Here is a 17,012-nt window from a genome sequence, read left to right on the forward strand (position 1 = left end):
GAAACGTTGGGAAAGGGCGCCGCGAATCGGGATGCTGAACCGACTCACGCCCCCCCCCGACGGCGGACCGCCATGCCCCCCCTCGCCCTGTTCGCGCTCCTGCTCCCCGCGACCCCGCAAGACGCCCCCGCGGCGTCGCCCGCGCCGCCCAAAGCCCCCGCGGCCGCGATCGACGGGACCGGCCCCGGCTGGGAGCCGCTGACGGAGGCGGACCTCGTCGACGTCAACGGGGAGGAGGACACCTGGCGCTGGAAGAACGGCGAGCTGCACTCCACCGGCAAGCCGATCGGGGTGATCCGCACCAAAGAGCCGCTGAAAAACTTCGAGATGGTCCTCGAATGGCGGCACCTCAAGCCGGCCGGCAACTCCGGCACGTTCGTCTGGGTGCCGATGGAGAAGTTAAAAGACCTGCCGCCCGGCAAGCTGCCCGGCGGCGGGATCGAGGTGCAGATCCTCGATCACGGCTACACGGAGCAATACGAGACCCGCACCGGCAAGCCGGCGGACTGGTTCAGCACCGACGGCGACGTCTTCCCCGTCGGCTCCTCCACGATGGAGCCTTTCCCCCCGCTCTCCCCCAACGGCGCCCGCAGCTTTCCCTCCGAACGCCGCAGCAAGGGCGTCGGCGAATGGAACCACTACTACGTGCGGGCGATCAACGGCGAGGTCCGCCTGTGGGTGAACGGCAGGGAGGTCTCCGGCGGCACGAACTGCCGGCCGGCGGAGGGCTACCTCTGCTTCGAGGCGGAGGGCTCGCCGATCGAGTTCCGCAACGTCCGCCTCCGCAAGCTGCCGTGACCGCGGGGCGTCCGATCGTTCAGACCGCCGCCCGCCGCGGTGTCGCGGCGACCGCCGGCTCCGCCGCGTCGGTCGGAAACCGGACCACGTCCGGGGCGGCCCGGTGGACGGCGGCGGCCTCGCGGCGACAGGTGACGAACAGTTCGAAGGCCCCGACCGTCAGAACGAGGTATCCGGACAGTTCGATCGACTCCTCCACCAGCCGTTTCATCGCGTCCGCCTGGGTGGCGTTCGTCACGGAATCCCACAGATCGGAGCGGTCGAACAGGGCCGCGACGACCACGATCTGGAGCCCGCCGCAGAGGAACAGTCCGGCGGAGGGATGAGCCGTCCAGCGGAGCGACTCCCGCCACCGCGCCCGGTCCCGCCAGGCGACCAGGCCGACGACCGCGGCGACCGGCGCCCCGACGAGGTACTTGTAGGCGTCGTCGAACAGCAGGCGTTCGAGCATCAGGTCCGATTCGCGGGCCGCGGCGTAGAGCAGCGCCCCGCCGCAGGCCGCGAGGGCGGTGCGGCCGCGCGGGGCGACGACGACCGCCGCCGCGAGCGTCAACCCGCCGACGACCGCCACGCCGACCTGCAGCAGTTCGAGCGGGCCGTTCTCCTCCGCGATCCCCGGCCCCCAGGCGACGACCGCCTGATAGAGCGCCTGCACCGCGATCCCCGCCGCGACGACGTACGCCACGTTTCGCACGAGTCGTCCGCGGTTCGAGGCGCCCGATGAAGCATTCATGAAAACGCAACTAGCCCATACCCCCGGCGGGTAGAACAGCGACTTCGGATTTTTCCGCCCGCCGGCGGGTCAGACGTCCGCCGGCAGGCAGCCCCGCACGGCCCGGCCCCAGGCGGCGTGACGGCGGTCCGCCTCCACGGAGTCGATGCGGGGGAGAAACTCCCGATCGCACAGCGCCGCCGGCGGCTCCTCCGGCCACAGCCCGGCGCCGAGGCCGGCCAGCCGGGCGGCCCCGAAGGCGGTAATCTCCCCGACCGCGGTCCGCCGCACCGGCACGCCCAGCAGGTCGGCTTGGGTCTGCATCAGCAGGTCGTTGCGGCTGGCCCCGCCGTCGGCGTTCAGCCGGGTCAGCGGGGGGAGCGCGGCGTGCTCGCCGCCCTCCTCGCCCCGCCCGGCGAGATCGGCGTTCATGGCTTCGACCACGTCCCGGGTGCGGTGGGCGATCGCCTCCAGCGCCGCCCGGGCGATGTGGCCGCGGGTCGTGCCGCGGGTGATGCCGGCAATCGTGCCGCGGGCGTCCGGCCGCCAGTAGGGGGCGCCGAGACCCACGAACGCCGGGACGAACGTCACGCCGCCGCAGTCGGGCACGGTCTCCGCGAGGGCTTCGACCTCCGCGGCGTTCTCGAACAGGCCCAGCCCGTCCCGGAGCCACTGGACCGCCGCCCCGGCGACCAGCACGGCGCCCTCCAGGCAAAAGGTCGTGCGGCCGCCGATTCGCCAGCCGACGGTCGTCACCAGTCGGTTCGCCGACGGCACCGGCGTGGCGCCGGTGTTCATCAGCAGGAAGCAGCCGGTGCCGTAGGTGTTCTTGGCGGAACCCGGCGTCAGGCAGCCCTGCCCGAAGGTCGCCGCCTGCTGATCGCCCGCCAATCCGCAGACCGGCAGCCGTTCGCCCAGCACGGTCGGATCCGTCTCCGCCAGCCGCCCGGCGGAGTCGACGATCTCCGGCAGGCAGGTCCGCGGCACGTTCAGCAGGCCGCACAGTTCCTCGTCCCAGTCCCCGGAGTTCAAGTTGAACATCAGCGTCCGGCTGGCGTTGGAGGCGTCCGTGACGTGCCGGCGCCCGCCGGTCAGCCGCCAGAGCAGGAAGCTGTCGACCGTCCCGGCGAGCACGTCCCCCCGCTCGCAGCGGGCCCGCAGACCGTCATGGGTCTCGAACAGGTGCGTGAGCTTCGTGCCGGTAAAATAGGGGTCGAGCAGCAGCCCCGTGCGCTCGCGGAACAGCGGTTCCAGCCCCTCGCCCTTCAGCCGCTCGCACACTGGCGCGGAGACGCGGCTCTGCCAGACGATCGCGTTCGTCACCGGCCGGCCGGTGTGCCGGTCCCAAAGGACGACGGTCTCCCGCTGATTCGTCAGGCCGAGGGCGGCCGGTTTGAAGCCGGCGGCGAGCGCCTCTTTCGCCGTCGCCAGTTGGGACTCCCAGATCGCTTCCGGGTCGTGCTCCACCTCGCCGGGCGCCGGGAAGAGCTGCGGGAACTCTCGTTGAGCCTGTGCCTTGACCGTGCCGTCGGCGGCGAACAGCAGGGCGCGGCTGGACGTGGTGCCCTGATCGAGGGCGAGAACGAGCGGATCGGACATGGCCGCCGACTCTACCGCCGCCGCCCCGGGGCCGCTCGCATCGACCGGGGGCGATTCGTAGGCTCGGCCGCATGTTCGCCGCCCTGCTGACCTGTGCCCTGCTGGCGCCGCCGGTTTCGGCCCTGGACCTGCCGATGAGCGGCGAGGTCACGGCGACCTCCGCCCTCGTGCAGACCCGCCCCGTCAGCGGCCGCGGCACCCAAGCCGGGCATTTCGAACTGGCGACCGACGCGGCGTTCACCGACCCCCGCGAGGGCGAATGGCGGCTGGCCGTCGGCCCGCTGACCGGGACGATGCCGCGGCAGGACGGCACAATGGTGGATGCCTCCGGCGACGGCATCGTCCGCGAGCGGTTTGACGGTCTGAAGCCGGACACCCGCTACTTCTACCGCTGGCAGCCCGACCACGCGGAGCCCGGCCGCACCGGCACGTTCCGCACGCTCCCCGGGGCGGACTCGACGGCTAGGGTCTCGTTCGCCGTCGTCACCGGCCTGAATTACGCCCGCTGGCAGAGCAGCGACGTGACCGAGGAGGAGAAGGCCCGCGGCTATCCCATGCTGGAGGCGATTCAGCAGAGCGACCCAACCTTCGCCGTCTTCACCGGGGACACCGTCTACTACGACACGCCCGTCGAGGGCCGGGCTGAGACGCGGGAAGCGATGCGGGCGAAGTGGCACGAGAATTTCGCCCAGCCGCGGTTCCGCGAGTTCCTCGCGCACGTTCCGGTCTTTCACATGAAGGACGACCACGACTTTCGCCGGGACGACGCCGACCGCACGGGCGACGACGCCCCCTCCCCGGAACTGGGGATCGACGTCTTTCGGGAGCAGGTCCCCGTCGTCCCCCAACAGATCGCGTTCGGCGCCGAGCCGCCCACCTACCGCACCGTTCGCTGCAACAAGGACCTGCAACTCTGGTTCGTCGAGGGCCGGGACGACCGCAGCCCGAACCGGATGGAAGACGGCCCCGGCAAGACGCTCTGGGGCGAGGAGCAATATCAGTGGCTCACACGCACGCTGAAGGAGAGCGACGCAACGTTCAAGGTCCTCGTCTCCCCCACCCCGCTGGTCGGTCCGGACGACAGACGGAAGCGGGACAACCACACCAACATCGGCGGCTTCCGGCACGAGCGGGACCGGTTCTTCTCCTTCCTGGAAGGGGAAGGGATGATCGACAGCGGCGAGTTCCTCGTGATCTGCGGCGACCGGCACTGGCAGTACCACGCCGAACACCCCATCAGCGTGCACGAGTTCAGCAGCGGGGCGATCCACGACGCGAACAGCCGGGCCGGACGCCGGGCGGGCGACCCGCAGTCGACCGACCCGGAGGGGAAGATCGTCCAGCATTACCTGATGGGGCGGGAGTCGATCATCTCCAACGACGGCGAGGGCCTGGAGCAGTACGGCGCCCCGCCCCGCGGCGGCTATCTGTTCGTCCGCACCGACCGCGGCCGGTGGCGGGGCGGCGAGGAGGAGCCCCGCCTGCACCTGATCTTCAACGTCAGCAACGAATCGGTCCCCCCCGCCGAGAGGAACCGCCTGAAGTCGCGGGTCTACGAATACTACTGGTACCGGAAGGACGGACGATGAGCGTCGCATTCCCCCTCGCCGCGCTGCTGGCCCTGTGCGGCCCGGCGGTCGCCGCCGACGCCCCGGCCCGGCCGAACGTCGTGGTGATCATGGCGGACGACATGGGCTTCTCGGACGCCGGCTGCTACGGCGGGGAGATCGCTACGCCGCACCTGGACGCCCTCGCCGCCGAGGGGCTGCGGTTCAGCCGGTTCTACAACACCGGGCGCTGCTGCCCGACGCGGGCCTCGCTGCTGTCCGGCCACTACCCGCACGCCGCGGGGATGGGCTGGATGATCGCCGACCGCGGCACGCCCGGTTACGCCGGCAGTCTGCGGAAGGATCGGCCGACGCTCGCCGAGCTGGTCAAGCCGGCCGGCTACCGGGCGTACATCACCGGCAAGTGGCACGTCAGTCCGCACACCGGGGCGAAGGGGCCGAAGGACAACTGGCCGCTGGCCCGCGGGTTCGATCGGTTCTACGGCTCCACGACCGGCTCCGGCGACTACTGGGACCCGGTCACGCTGGTGCGGGGGGACGAGGCGATCAGCGCCTTCGCCGATCCGCTGCGGCCGGCGGAGTGGAAGCCCGACGGTTCCGGCTACCACTACACCGACGCGATCGCCGACGAGGCCGTGCGGTTCGTCGGCGATCACGCGAAGGAACACGCCGACGCCCCGTTCCTGCTCTACGTCGCCTTCACCGCCCCCCACTGGCCGCTGCACGCCCCGCCGGAGCTGATCGAGCGGTACGACGGTCTGTACGACGGCGGCTTCAACGCCGTCCGCAAGCCGCGGTGGGAACGCCAGCGGGCGAGCGGCCTGTTGTCGGAGGCCACGGGGCTGGCGCCGGTTCCGAAGCCGTGGTCGCAGGTCCCGGAGGATCAGCGGGAATGGGAGGCCGCCTGTATGGCGACCCACGCCGCGATGGTCACGCAGATGGACGCCGGCATCGGCCGCTTGCTGGCCGAACTCGACCGCACCGGCGCCGCGGAGAACACCGTTGTCATGTTCCTCAGCGACAACGGCGCCAGCGCCGAGGATCAGGGCCGCTTCGGCCCGTTCACCCCCCGCCCGGACGAGCCGACGGGTAAGAAAACCTCGCCCGAAGAACCGCGGTCCCGCCGCACGCAGCTCACCCGCGACGGCCTCCCGCTGCGGCGGGGCGTGAACGTGATGCCCGGCCCGCCGGACACCTTCGTCGCCTACGGGGAGAGCTGGGCGAACGTCTCGAACACGCCGTTCCGCCTCTACAAGTCGCACGTGCACGAGGGCGGCATCAGCACGCCGCTGATCGTCCGCTGGCCGGCGGCGATGCGGGAGGAGCTGCGGGGCGGGATCGTGCGGGACCGCTCCCACGTGATCGACCTCGCCCCCACGGTGCTGGAACTGGCCGGGGCGGAGTATCCCACGGAGTTCGGCGGAAGTCAGACGAAGCCGCTGCCGGGCCGCTCGCTGGAGCCGGATCTCCGCGGCGACATGCAGATCGCCCGGCTGGAGGGGCGCCCGCTGTTCTGGGAGCACCAGGGGAACCGAGCCGTCAGCAAACCGGACGGCGAAGGCGACTGGAAGCTCGTCGCCGAGGCCGGCGAACCGTGGGAGCTGTACGACCTCAGCACGGACCGCATCGAAGCGAACGACCTGTCGAAGCAGCGGCCCGAGAAAGTCGCGGCGCTCTCCGCCCTCTGGGACGAGTGGGCCGCGAACAACGACGTGCTGCCGCTGGGCGGCTGGAAGGGCAAGCCGAAGCGGAACCGGACCCGCTGAGGACCCCGGTTCACCGCACGTCCGCCGCCGCGGTGATCAAGCCGCCGTTGTCGAGATGCCGGACCCGCTGGCCGCCGGGCAGGGCCCACAGATCCTCGGGCAGGTTGCGGGGGTTCACCTCGATCTCCTTGAGCCGCAGCGTCATCCCCGACAGCCCCGCGGCCGGCCAGGAGAGGATGATGGTGTGCGGCAGCACGACGTCGGCGCCCGGGCAGCGGCGGTGATCCTGCAACTCCGCCCGGGCCAGCGGGGCCCCGGTGGCGGCGTCGCGGAGTTCGTGGGCGAGAATTTGTCCGTGTTCGCGATCCACGTCGATCACCCGCAGCACGCGGCGGCCGGAGGCGTCCGTGCGGTGCGAGACGAGGTGCCAGATCGGCCCGCCGTCCGGCGCCTTCTGGAGCGACACCGCCCGCGGGTCCAGCGGAACCACCCCCAGGACCTCCATCAGCCAGTCCGGGTCGAAGGGGATCTGCACCCCGCCGTTCCGTTCCGCGGCGCAGCGGACGGCGTCGAAGCTGGCGTGCCGGCAGGTGAGCGTCTCCGGACCGGGGCCGCCGAGCTTCGGGTTCACCCAGCACCAGACGCGGTCGGAGTTGGAGCCGACGTCGGCCACCGGGATCATCATCGCCTTGGCCTTCAGCCGCAGGCGGCGGGGGTACTCGACGGCGATCAGCCCGGAGGCGTCCGAGGGGGCGCCGGGCATCTCTACGGTCAGCGTCCGGCACTGCCAGCCGGCGGTGCGGGCGGCCTGTTCGTTGATGTGGCGAACGAGTTCGTCGCGGGTGGTGTCCGCCGAGAGCGTCGGCCGGCCGTGCCACGGGTTGGCGGTCCGCGCGGCGCAGCCGGCGCCGGCCCACAGCAGCGCCGCGCACGCCGCCAGGGCGAGAAAACGGGGCGGCGGCGGGAGCGGGCGGCGGGTCATCCGTGACCGACAGAAGAAAAACGGCGGGCGAAGCGGGAGGCGATCGGCGGTTAGTCGGCTCGCTCCTTGAGCAGGGCGGGCAACCCGGCTTCGAGTCCGCCGATCTCCTCCTCCGGCAACGCCAGATCGGGCACCTCGTAGGGCCCCTCCCCGCCGCTGCCGGTGAGGATCAGCAACCGGCCGTCCGGCGTGTCGCGGGCCTCCGTCAGTTCGACCCGGCCCTCGGACAACAGCAGCAGGGCCAGCGTGTACCGCACCCGGGCCTGTTGATCGTTGTTCGCGTCCGCGGCCTCGCCCAGCGAGTCCAACAGGGCGAGGAGTTCGTCCGCGTCCAGCGGCACGGCCTCCGCCTCGGGCTCGGCGTCCGGGGCCCGGACGGCCCAGTGGCCGATCGTGCCGGGCGGCGGGCCGTCCCAGGCGTCCAGCAGGAAGTCCAGGCGGACGTGCGCCCCGTCGCGGTCGACCAGCGCGCTGCGCACGCTCGCCCCGGGGGGGAACGGCTCGCCGGTGGCGGCACAGACTTTCGCCATGGGACGGACGTGGTACTCCACGGTGCGGAACCCCCGTCGTTTAGCGGTTCGCGGCGGACGCGGACACCCCGGTACCGGGCGCGCCGAGTTTTGCGGGCGCCCGCACCGCGAACCGCCGTCCGCACCGCGGGCAGGCCCCGGCCGCCCGACCGTCGCCGGTCGGGTAGGCGCGGGCGTACTGACCGCAGCAGGCCGTGCGGACCCCGACGAAGTTCACGGCGGCGGGGCGGGGCTCGGTCACGTCCCCCCCATCGGCCCGCCGCCGCCGGTTCGTTCAGACGGACGGGGAGAACCCGCACAGCTTCGCAGCGGGCGCCTGTTCGCCGCTCTCTTGAAGAGAGCGGCTAACCTTCGCTGAGGAACGTCTTGATCCGCTCCAGCCCGCGCTGGATCGTGTCGGTGTCCGTGGCGTAGCTCATACGGACGAAGCCGGGGGCGCCGAAGGCGTCGCCGGAGACCAGCGCCACGTGGGCGTCCTCCAGCAGGACTTCGCAGAACTCCGTGCTCGTCTCGCAACTGCGGCCGCTCTGGCCGAGCGGCTTGCCGAAGTGGCTGCTGACGTCGAAGAAGGCGTAGAACGCCCCGCCCGGCTCGCAGGGCGGCACGCTCGGCAGGGCGTTGACGCCTTCCAGCGTGATCGTGCGGCGTTCGGCGAAGATCTTCCGCATCTCCTCGACGCACTCCTGGGAGTTCTCCACCGCGGCCTTGGCGGCGAACTGGCTCACGCTGCAGGGGTTGCTGGTCTCCTGGCTCTGCAGCTTCGTGCAGGCCTTCGCCAGCGGCTCCGGACCGAGCATCCAGCCGATCCGCCAACCGGTCATCGCGTAAGCCTTCGACACGCCGTTCACCGTGATCGTCCGGGCCTTCACCTCGTCCCCGAGGGCCGCGAACGAGGTGAACTCCGCCCCGCCGTACAGCAGCTTCGAGTAAATCTCGTCCGACAGGCACCAGACGTCCCGCTTGACGATCACCTCGCCCAGCGCGGCGAGCTGCTCCCGACTGTAGACGGCCCCGGTGGGGTTCGAGGGGGAGTTGAGCATCACCAGCTTGGTCGCGTCGGTGATTGCCCCGTCCAACTGCTCCGCGGAGCAGACCCAGCCGTCCTCCCGGGTCGTCGGGACCAGCACCGGCGTGGCGCCGGTGAGGGAGACAAGGTCCGCGTAGCTGACCCAGTAGGGGGTCGGGATAACGACCTCGTCGCCGGGGTTCAGCAGCGCCGCAAGGACGTTGTGAATCGTGTGCTTGGCGCCGTTGGAGAGTACGCACTCGGCGGCGTCGTACTGCACGCCGGTGTCCCGGGCGTGGGCGGCGACGATCGCCTCCTTGACCTCCGGCAGGCCGCCGGCGGGGGTGTAGTGGGTCTTCCCGCCGTCCATCGCGTCCTTGGCGGCGGTGCGGATGTGCTGGGGCGTGTCGAAGTCCGGTTCGCCCAGCGTGAAGTTCAGCACGTCCGCGCCGCTGGCTTTGAGAGCCTTCGCCTTGGCGGCGGCGGCCATCGTGGCGGAGGGGGCGATCCGGGCGAGGGCCTCGGACTGAACGAACTGCGGCATGACCTGAGGGCGAGTTGGGGAGGACGGAAGGCGGAAGGTCGGCTTCCGGGGGGATTCTGACCGGACGCCGCCCGAACCGAAAGCCGGCCCCGCGGCGGACGGGTGCTTGGTAGACTCGGCGGCCCTCACCGGAGTTCGCCGTGCGTCGCCGTGATTTCGCCCTGATCGTGCTGGCGGGGATGCTCGGGATCGGGGCGCTGCTGACGCTCGGCGCCTTCGTCGCCGGCGGGATGATCGTGGCGGCGGCCCTCGAGGGGATTCTCGACGGCTTGAACTTCGGCCCGCCCCCGCCGACGCGGGCCGAGACGGAACTGCGTGTTGACGGCAGCGTCTCCCGCACCGTTCAGCAGGAGGACCTCGCCGGGACGGCCGCCGAATGGGACGGCGTGCGTCCGGTCCGCGCCGCCCCCGCGGAGAACTGGAACATGCCCCTCGCAACCGTGCCGACCGACCGGGACGGCGACGCCTGGATCGCCTGGGGCGATTTCCCCTCCCCCGCCGCGATCCCGGACCACCTCAAAGACGGCGCCGCCGGTCCGACCCGGCTGGTGCGGACGCCGACGGTGACCGATCACGGCCTCGTCCGAGAGTACCGCTGGCGGGAGACGGTTCTGCCGAGCGGCGACCTCGCCAGCGCGACGGCCGCCCTTCAGTCCGCCCGGGCGGCGCTCCTCGCGGAGTGGATCGATTACCGGGCAGCCGTGCTGGCCGAGGGCCTCCCCGAGGGCACGAATATCGAACCGCTGATCCAGTGGCTGCGCACGGACGGCGACGCGCTTACGGAGAAACTCCTCCTGCGCTGGCTCTCGCTGATCGGGTCGTGGGGACAGTCCGGTGGGCAGTCCGATCTGTCGGACGCCGAGGCACGGCGTTGGCTGGACCTCCTCCGGCAGCACGGCTTGGACCTGTCGAACGAGGACAGCTCGGTTCCGACGAAGGATGAGATCGAGGAGCGGATTGGCCCAATCCTCGAGGAGTTCATTCGCGCCCGCGCCTTCGGTGCCGACGGCGAGCCCGTGGACGCCGAGACGGCGGAACGCATCCGTCGTCTGCTTGTTCCATCGAACGTCGACAGTCTTGCGGACGCGCCCGGAGGCCTCAGCGACGCCGAACGGACCGCGATCGAAACAGCAGCCGCTGTCGCACTGTACGGGTCGACGAAGGCGAAGGACGACCGGTTCGCGGCGCTCGAGGCCGCCGCGGCGATCTCGCTCTGGGCCGTGATTGCTTCCAATAACGACTTCGCCCTCCGCCACACGATGCCCGGCGTGCTGCTGGAAACGAATGGCCTCCCGCTGTCCGACGGCGGAACGGACGGGAGCGGCCCTGCGGAGGTTCTGTTTCGCTTCCAGCATCTCGAAACCCTGCCCCACGGCCGCGAGATGTTCGCCCGGTCGGCCCTCGTCGACGAAACCTTCCAGCAAAAACTGCTCGGCAGCGTGCCGGTGCGGACGCGGGAGGAGATCGAAACGTTCTTCAAACTCGTCGCCGACCCGGACGCGGCGGCCGTGTGGGCGGAGTGCCTTGAACGGGAATCCGTCGAACCGCTGCGGGGCTGGACGGACGGGGCCGCGGGGCAATTGCGGGACCTGTTGCTGGGCGGGGGCGGCGCCGCCGGGGACGGGGCGGCGGTGGGCGGTTAGACTCCGCGACATGCCCGGCAACACCTTCGGCCACGCCCTCCGTCTGACCACCGCCGGCGAGAGCCACGGGCCGGGGAACGTCTGCATCCTCGACGGCGTCCCCCCCGGCATCCCGCTGACCGTGGAGGACTTCGCCGAAGACCTCGCCCGCCGCCGGCCGGGACAGTCCAAGATCGTCACGCAGCGGAAGGAGCCGGACGAACCGGAGATCCTTTCGGGCGTCTTCGAAGGCAAGACGACCGGCACCAGCCTGGCGATCCTGATCCGCAACGCCGACCAGCGGAGCCGGGATTATTCGGAGATCAAAGACCTCTACCGCCCCGGCCACGCGGATCACTCCTTCGACGCGAAATACGGCGGCCGCGACTACCGCGGCGGGGGCCGCAGCAGCGCTCGGGAGACGAACGTCCGCGTCGCCGCCGGGGTGGTGGCGAAGAAGATCCTCGCCGAGGCCTTCGACGCCCGGGTCGTCGCCTACGTAAAAAGCGTCGGCGAGATCACTGCGGACGTCCCCGACCCCGCGGCGGTCACGTTGGAGCAGGTCGAGACCCTGCCGGACGGGGAGCCGAACGTCGTCCGCTGCCCCGACCCCGAGGCGGCCGCGGCGATGGTGGAGCTGATCGACGCGATGCGGAAGGACCGCGACAGCGTCGGCGGGACCGCCGAGGTCGTGGCGACGAACGTCCCCGCCGGGCTGGGCGAACCGGTGTTCGACAAGATCAAGGCGGACCTCGCCAAGGCCCTGTTCAGCCTCCCCGCCGTAACCGGGGTGGAGTACGGCAGCGGTTTCGGTGCCGCCCGCATGCGGGGCAGCGAGCACAACGACCTGTTCCAGCCCCACCCGGACGGGCCGCCGAAGATCGGCGCCGCCAGCAACCGGCACGGCGGGATGCTTGGCGGGATCACCAGCGGGCAACCGATCGTGCTGCGGTGCGCGGTCAAACCGACCAGCTCGCTGCCCCGGGAACAGGCCACCGTGAATCGCTCCGGCGAGGCGGCGACGATCGTCACCAAGGGCCGCCACGACCCCTGCCTGCTGCCGCGATTCATCCCCATGGCGGAGGCGATGGTCGCCCTGACCCTCGCCGACCACTACCTCCGCTGGCGCGGTCAGTGCGGGGCGTCGCCGTCATAAACGGCCCCCGTCGCGGGCGGTTGTGCGGGTTCGTCGGGTTCGCCGCCGCGGTCGCTTGCGGAGGTGAGACGGGATGCCGGAGCATCCGCCGTCCATCCCGCCGAGGCACGCGGTCATGTCGAGTCGCCGCTCCGTCCTGCTGATCGCCGGGTGGATCATGTGGGGCGCGTGCCCCGCGGCCGAGGCGGGTCTGGTGGCCCACGTCGACTACAGCGACTTTTCCATCCGTCTGCGGCAGGCGACGGACGCCGCGGGGGTCGCCGAGTTCACCGCCGCGGAGCGGGTCCAGATCGAGACGAACGTGCTGGACGGGCTCCGCCGGGCCTACGCCGGTTTCGACGTCACGTTTCAGACGGACGCCGCCGGCGCCACGGAGCGCATCTGGCTCGGCGGACCCTTCACCGGCAGCGGCACGACGTACGGCGAGGCGGAGCGGCTGGACTACCGCAACCGATCCGCCGGCGACCTCGCGGAGGTCTACACGGCGAACTTCGGCGGCTTCATCGAACATTTCGAGCCCCGCTCGCAGCAGATCGCGGAGCTGTCCGCCGCCCTCGCCGGCACCGCGGCCCACGAACTGGGCCACAACCTCGGCCTGACTCACGAGGACGCCTATGGCAACCCGGGCTTCACTTACACCGGCCTCGACGGTCCCGTCGACTCCGCCGGCGGACAGAACGGCCGGCTGATGGCGACCGGCGCCGCCGGCCTGAGCGAAGCCCAGCGGGAGGTCGACCGCACCCTCTCCCGCTTCTCCCAACTCAAACTGGAATTCGCCGAGGGCCTCACCGCGACCGGTCCGACGCCGAGCCTGTTCGAGGACCTGCTATCGACCGACGCGAGCGGTCTGGCCAGGGAGGTGACGTTGGTCGCCCAGGCGATTTCCGGCTTCGACGCAGCAAATGTGATCGGCACGCTCGGCGCCGCGATGGAGACGGACCTGTTCGCTTTCGACCTGCTCTCGCCCGGCGAACTGACTGTCGCAACGATCGCCGCCGGGCTGAACGACGCGGTGGACACGGTGCTCACCGTGCTGGACGCGAGCGGAACCGTGCTCGGCTCCGTCGACGACACGACGTTTCTCGGCGACACGTTCGGCGGCGCCTCGGAGTACGGCTCGACCGACTCCCGGCTGTACGGCCTCCGCATCGAGGGCCCCGGCCGCTACTACGCTCGGGTGGAGGGCTCCGGCGGGGACGTGGGCGACTACGAACTGCTGCTCGGGTTCGCCGCCGACGCCGCCGGCCCCGCCGCCGTGCCGGAGCCGGGTGCCTGGCTGCTGACCGGGCTGGCGCTGGTCGGCGGCGTGGCGGTCCGGCGGCGAGGGCGTAGGCTGGCCGCCTGACCCGCCCGCCGCCCCCGCACCGCTCGCCCCCGCCATGTGGAGCCAGACGACCCTCTCCCTGCCGGCTTACCCGCGGGGCTTTCACCTCGTCACCCGCCGCGTGCTGGACGCGGTCCCGGAGATCGGCGACCTGCGGGTCGGGCTGCTGCACGTCTTCATCAAGCACACCTCAGCCTCGCTGACGCTCAACGAGAACGCCGACCCGGACGTGCGGACGGACTTCGAGACCGCCATGAACCACGCGGTGCCGGAGGACCTGCCCTACGAACACACCGTCGAGGGCCCGGACGACATGCCGGCCCACGTGAAAGCGTCGATGATGGGGGCCTCGGTGACGATTCCGATCGCCGACGGCCGGCCGAACCTGGGCACGTGGCAGGGCGTCTACCTTTGCGAACACCGCGACCGGGCCTCCAGCCGCACGCTGGTGCTCACCCTCCAGGGCGAACGCCGCGGCGAGTGACCGGCCCGCGCGGGCCCGCTACCATCGTGGCAGCCCGCTCTCCAAACGGCTTCCGCCCCCGTAGCTCAGCAGGATAGAGCATCGGATTCCTAATCCGAAGGTCGTGCGTTCGAATCGCACCGGGGGTAATCGGTCACGTCTTCGTGTTGAACACGCAAAGCACCACGGCCTCCTCCTCGGTCGGGTTGTCGATGCGGTGGGGGTGGTCCGCGTCGAAGTAGAGACTGTCGCCGGCGTCCAGGTGGTAGGTCTCGCCGTCGTATTCGAAGCGGACCGCGCCGGTCTGCACGAACAGAAACTCCTCGCCGGGGTGCGGCAGCGCCTCCTCCTGGGCGGCGCCGGGCGGGAGCGTGACGAGGAACGGGTCCATCGTGCGGACCGTCCGCTTGTGGGCCAGCGACTCGTAGAAGGAGTCGTTCCCCTCCGACTGGTCGCGTTCCATGAGCTTGCGTTCGTCCCGCCGCACCACGACCAGCGGGGGCTTCTCCTCCAGCCCCTCGAAGAGCTCCGAGAGGGACACGTCCAGCGCCGCGGCGATCTCCGCCAGGGCCGGCAGGGAGGGGGTGATGCGGAAGTTCTCCACCTTGGAGAGCCAGCTGCGCGTCTGACCGGTGCGGGACGCGACCTCTTCGAGCGTGAGCCGGCGCTTCAGCCGGCGACTGCGGATGCGCTGTGCCAGTTCGACGAGGTTCACAGGCGGGCGGTCCGAACAGGGCGGAGCCCCGCTCGACGGAACGCATCGGGGCCGACTGCTCAGTATGGCGCCGCCGACTCCGACGCCGCAAACTCGCTCCGAAGCCGGGCGCGGTGACGCCCGCGGCGCCCGGGTCGCCGGGTCAGCACTCCGTGACGTTCACGGCGAGGCCGCCCCGGCTGGTCTCCTTGTACTTGCTGCTCATGTCCGCCCCGGTGCGTCGCATCACGCGGATCACCCGATCCAGGCTGACGCGGTGGGTGCCGTCGCCGCACAGGGCCAGCCGGGCGGCGTTGACGGCCTTCACCGCTCCCATCGCGTTCCGCTCGATGCAGGGAACCTGCACCAGACCGCCGACGGGGTCGCAGGTCAGGCCGAGGTTGTGCTCCATCCCGATCTCCGCCGCCTGTTCGACCTGCCGCGGCGTCCCGCCGAGGGCCTCCGCCAAGGCGCCGGCGGCCATGCTGCAGGCCACGCCGACCTCCCCCTGACAGCCCACCTCCGCCCCGCTGATGGAGGCGTGCTTCTTGTACAGACTGCCGATCGCCGCCGCGGTCAGCAGGAACCGGCGGGTCCCGGCGGTTCGCTCCTCCGCCGACTGCCGGGCGGACGGGGAGTAGCGACGGTAGTAGCAGATGACCGCCGGCACGATTCCCGCGGCCCCGTTGGTGGGGGCGGTGACGACGCGGCGGCCGGCGGCGTTCTGCTCGTTGACCGCCAGCGCCCAGAGGTTCAGCCAGTCCAGCGCCGCCAACGGATCCGGCGGGCCCGGGGCCGACGCGGCGTTCAGCTTCTCGAACAGCGCCGCGGCCCGGCGGGGCACCTGCAACTTGCCGGGCAGCACGCCGGGCGTCCGCAGACCCTCGGCGACGCAGGCGTCCATCGCCGCCCAGAGTTTGTCGAGCCCCGCGTCCACCTCCGCGGGGCTGCGGACGGCCTCCTCGTTCGCCCGCACCACATCGGAGATCGCCCGGCCGGAGGCTTCGCAGAGCGCCAGCAGTTCCGCGGCGGAGTCGAAGGGGTGCGGCACGTCGGCGGCGGTCGAGGCCGGCTCGGCGCCGCCCTCCGCCTCCCCGGCCGTGACCACGAAGCCGCCGCCGACCGAGTAATACTCCCGGCTCAGCAGTTCGGCGCCGTCCGCCCCGGTCGCGGCGATGCGGAGCCCGTTGGGGTGGGCCGGCAGCGTCTCCCGGCGATGCCACCGCAGGTCGGCGTTCAGATCGAACCGGATCGGCGGGCCGCCCGGGAGTCGGAGCTCGCCGGCCTCCTCCACGATCGCCAGCAACCGGGCCAGGCGGTCGCAGTCGACGGTCTCCGGGTCGTCCCCCTCCAACCCGGCCAGCACGGCCTGGGGGGTGCCGTGGCCGAGGCCGGTCAGGGCGAGGGAGCCGTAGAGGTCGACCGTGATTCCCCGCACCGCCGCCCTCAGGCCGTGCCGGTCCAGGGAGGCGAGGAACCGGCCGCCGGCCCGCATCGGACCGACGGCGTGGGAGCTGCTGGGTCCGACGCCGACCTTGAACAGGTCGAAGACGCTCACGAAGGCGGTCGCGGCGGCCGGTGGGGCGGACATGGTTTCATTCTAGCCCGACCGGAGCCCCTACCGCACCACGCCTAACACGCGCGCGGAGGGGCGGGTGAGGTCGACGGCGACGCCGTGCGGGGTGACGGCGGAGCCCACGTTGCCCGCTTTGTCCCGGGCGCTGACCCGCACGAAGACCCGGCGGTCGCGGGAGCCGCGGCCGGACCGCAGCGGCACGACGGCCGAACCGGCGTCCGGGCCCCAGTCGTGGATCACCTCCCAGGGACCGTTGGCGGAGTCGGCGGTCTCCACCCGCACCGGCACCGGGCCGGGGCGGTTGTCGGCGGCCCGCCATTCCAGCGCCAGCGTGTTCGCCTCGGCCCCGCGGCCCTGCCCGGCGGAAAGGATGTCGACCGTCGGCGGAGTGCCGTCCACCGTCACCCGAACGTCCGGCGCCTCGCCGTTGCGCGGCGGGGCGGGCGCCAGACCGGCGCCGCTGCGGACCCGCACGCAGAAGCCGTAGTCGCCGTCGCCCGGCACGGAGATCTCCGCCGGGCTCACGCGGTCGGCGTCCTGCCCGTAGCTGTACCAGTGTCGGCCGCCGTCCGGGGTGATGAAGACGTCCACCGCCCCCACCCCGCTACTGCCGACGGCGTCGACGGCGTAGCCGATCTTGAACGTCCGGGTCTTGAGGGCCGAGGCGTCCACAGGCACGCCCGTGCCGCCGAACCCGGCGTCGTTGCGAAGGTCGTTCGAGCCCGCGGCCGC

The 17,012-nt window shown here is 71.7% G+C and carries 16 protein-coding genes and 1 tRNA gene; 8 read left to right on the top strand and 9 right to left on the bottom strand.

The genetic code is table 11. The features are described 5' to 3' along the window. Positions 1-72 precede the first annotated feature (72 nt). The gene (locus tag ACG2DA_RS05125) at positions 73-798 is read left to right on the top strand and encodes a DUF1080 domain-containing protein (protein ID WP_395254399.1); all 726 of its coding nucleotides are present in this window, start codon (positions 73-75) and stop codon (positions 796-798) included. A gap of 19 nt (positions 799-817) precedes the next feature. Here the strand turns inward: ACG2DA_RS05125 and ACG2DA_RS05130 are convergent, their stop codons facing one another. Together ACG2DA_RS05130 and glpK are read right to left on the bottom strand one after the other, a co-directional pair. Next, positions 818-1,483 carry a hypothetical protein gene (locus tag ACG2DA_RS05130; protein ID WP_395254400.1) on the bottom strand — a complete coding sequence of 222 codons (666 nt, stop codon included), beginning with the start codon at positions 1,481-1,483 and terminating at the stop codon, positions 818-820. Between the two features lie 117 nt (positions 1,484-1,600). Next, positions 1,601-3,109 carry a glycerol kinase GlpK gene (glpK, locus tag ACG2DA_RS05135; RefSeq protein WP_395254401.1) on the bottom strand — a complete coding sequence of 503 codons (1,509 nt, stop codon included), beginning with the start codon at positions 3,107-3,109 and terminating at the stop codon, positions 1,601-1,603. Positions 3,110-3,180: 71 nt separating this feature from the next. Between glpK and ACG2DA_RS05140 the strand changes: the two genes are divergently transcribed. Together ACG2DA_RS05140 and ACG2DA_RS05145 are read left to right on the top strand one after the other, a co-directional pair. After that, entirely contained in the window at positions 3,181-4,698 is a 1,518-nt protein-coding gene (locus ACG2DA_RS05140) for an alkaline phosphatase D family protein (RefSeq protein ID WP_395254402.1), read from the top strand. Continuing rightward, entirely contained in the window at positions 4,695-6,443 is a 1,749-nt protein-coding gene (locus ACG2DA_RS05145; RefSeq protein ID WP_395254403.1) for an arylsulfatase, read from the top strand. Before ACG2DA_RS05140 ends, ACG2DA_RS05145 begins: the two co-directional genes overlap by 4 nt. Before the next feature lie 10 nt (positions 6,444-6,453). Here the strand turns inward: ACG2DA_RS05145 and ACG2DA_RS05150 are convergent, their stop codons facing one another. From ACG2DA_RS05150 to ACG2DA_RS05165, 4 genes are all read right to left on the bottom strand, one after another. Beyond that, entirely contained in the window at positions 6,454-7,365 is a 912-nt protein-coding gene (locus ACG2DA_RS05150; protein WP_395254404.1) for a hypothetical protein, read from the bottom strand. A gap of 50 nt (positions 7,366-7,415) precedes the next feature. Next, on the bottom strand, positions 7,416-7,895 hold the full coding sequence (locus ACG2DA_RS05155) for a hypothetical protein (protein WP_395254405.1): 480 nt from the start codon (positions 7,893-7,895) through the stop codon (positions 7,416-7,418). A 40-nt stretch (positions 7,896-7,935) separates the two neighbouring features. Further along, positions 7,936-8,136 (bottom strand): hypothetical protein, encoded by a 201-nt coding sequence (locus ACG2DA_RS05160; RefSeq protein WP_395254406.1) that lies wholly within the window; start codon positions 8,134-8,136, stop codon positions 7,936-7,938. A 103-nt stretch (positions 8,137-8,239) separates the two neighbouring features. Further along, positions 8,240-9,445, bottom strand: a complete 1,206-nt coding sequence (locus ACG2DA_RS05165) for a pyridoxal phosphate-dependent aminotransferase (protein WP_395254407.1) — start codon at positions 9,443-9,445, stop codon at positions 8,240-8,242. Positions 9,446-9,585: 140 nt separating this feature from the next. Between ACG2DA_RS05165 and ACG2DA_RS05170 the strand changes: the two genes are divergently transcribed. The 5 genes from ACG2DA_RS05170 (at position 9,586) to ACG2DA_RS05190 (ending at position 14,159) form a co-directional block, all read left to right on the top strand. Beyond that, a complete protein-coding gene (locus tag ACG2DA_RS05170; protein WP_395254408.1) occupies positions 9,586-11,088 on the top strand; it encodes a hypothetical protein in 1,503 nt (500 codons plus the stop codon). 10 nt (positions 11,089-11,098) lie between these two features. Beyond that, complete coding sequence (gene aroC / locus ACG2DA_RS05175; protein WP_395254409.1) at positions 11,099-12,223, top strand: chorismate synthase; 1,125 nt, start codon at positions 11,099-11,101, stop codon at positions 12,221-12,223. 115 nt (positions 12,224-12,338) lie between these two features. Beyond that, positions 12,339-13,568, top strand: a complete 1,230-nt coding sequence (locus tag ACG2DA_RS05180; protein WP_395254410.1) for a PEP-CTERM sorting domain-containing protein — start codon at positions 12,339-12,341, stop codon at positions 13,566-13,568. Between the two features lie 34 nt (positions 13,569-13,602). Next, the gene (locus ACG2DA_RS05185; RefSeq protein ID WP_395254411.1) at positions 13,603-14,031 is read left to right on the top strand and encodes a secondary thiamine-phosphate synthase enzyme YjbQ; all 429 of its coding nucleotides are present in this window, start codon (positions 13,603-13,605) and stop codon (positions 14,029-14,031) included. A gap of 54 nt (positions 14,032-14,085) precedes the next feature. Next, a tRNA-Arg gene (locus tag ACG2DA_RS05190) sits at positions 14,086-14,159 on the top strand. Between the two features lie 5 nt (positions 14,160-14,164). Here ACG2DA_RS05190 and ACG2DA_RS05195 read toward each other — a convergent pair. The 3 genes from ACG2DA_RS05195 to ACG2DA_RS05205 all read right to left on the bottom strand — a co-directional run. Further along, entirely contained in the window at positions 14,165-14,725 is a 561-nt protein-coding gene (locus ACG2DA_RS05195; protein ID WP_395254412.1) for a helix-turn-helix domain-containing protein, read from the bottom strand. 142 nt (positions 14,726-14,867) lie between these two features. Further along, positions 14,868-16,295 (bottom strand): L-serine ammonia-lyase, encoded by a 1,428-nt coding sequence (locus tag ACG2DA_RS05200; protein WP_395254413.1) that lies wholly within the window; start codon positions 16,293-16,295, stop codon positions 14,868-14,870. Between the two features lie 27 nt (positions 16,296-16,322). Then, positions 16,323-17,012 (bottom strand): hypothetical protein (locus ACG2DA_RS05205; RefSeq protein WP_395254414.1); only part of this gene is annotated, 690 nt, incomplete at its 5' end.

This window comes from Alienimonas sp. DA493, assembly GCF_043951915.1.
GTDB lineage: Bacteria > Planctomycetota > Planctomycetia > Planctomycetales > Planctomycetaceae > Alienimonas.

Excerpts from the sequence above, each read along its gene's own strand:
- ACG2DA_RS05125 (WP_395254399.1), top strand. The coding sequence starts at position 73 with ATGCCCCCCCTCGCCCTGTTCGCGCTCCTGCTCCCCGCGACCCCGCAA.
- glpK (WP_395254401.1), bottom strand. The coding sequence starts at position 3,109 with ATGTCCGATCCGCTCGTTCTCGCCCTCGATCAGGGCACCACGTCCAGC.
- ACG2DA_RS05140 (WP_395254402.1), top strand. The coding sequence starts at position 3,181 with ATGTTCGCCGCCCTGCTGACCTGTGCCCTGCTGGCGCCGCCGGTTTCG.
- ACG2DA_RS05145 (WP_395254403.1), top strand. The coding sequence starts at position 4,695 with ATGAGCGTCGCATTCCCCCTCGCCGCGCTGCTGGCCCTGTGCGGCCCG.
- ACG2DA_RS05150 (WP_395254404.1), bottom strand. The coding sequence starts at position 7,365 with ATGACCCGCCGCCCGCTCCCGCCGCCGCCCCGTTTTCTCGCCCTGGCG.
- ACG2DA_RS05155 (WP_395254405.1), bottom strand. The coding sequence starts at position 7,895 with ATGGCGAAAGTCTGTGCCGCCACCGGCGAGCCGTTCCCCCCCGGGGCG.
- ACG2DA_RS05165 (WP_395254407.1), bottom strand. The coding sequence starts at position 9,445 with ATGCCGCAGTTCGTTCAGTCCGAGGCCCTCGCCCGGATCGCCCCCTCC.
- aroC (WP_395254409.1), top strand. The coding sequence starts at position 11,099 with ATGCCCGGCAACACCTTCGGCCACGCCCTCCGTCTGACCACCGCCGGC.
- ACG2DA_RS05180 (WP_395254410.1), top strand. The coding sequence starts at position 12,339 with ATGTCGAGTCGCCGCTCCGTCCTGCTGATCGCCGGGTGGATCATGTGG.
- ACG2DA_RS05185 (WP_395254411.1), top strand. The coding sequence starts at position 13,603 with ATGTGGAGCCAGACGACCCTCTCCCTGCCGGCTTACCCGCGGGGCTTT.
- ACG2DA_RS05200 (WP_395254413.1), bottom strand. The coding sequence starts at position 16,295 with ATGTCCGCCCCACCGGCCGCCGCGACCGCCTTCGTGAGCGTCTTCGAC.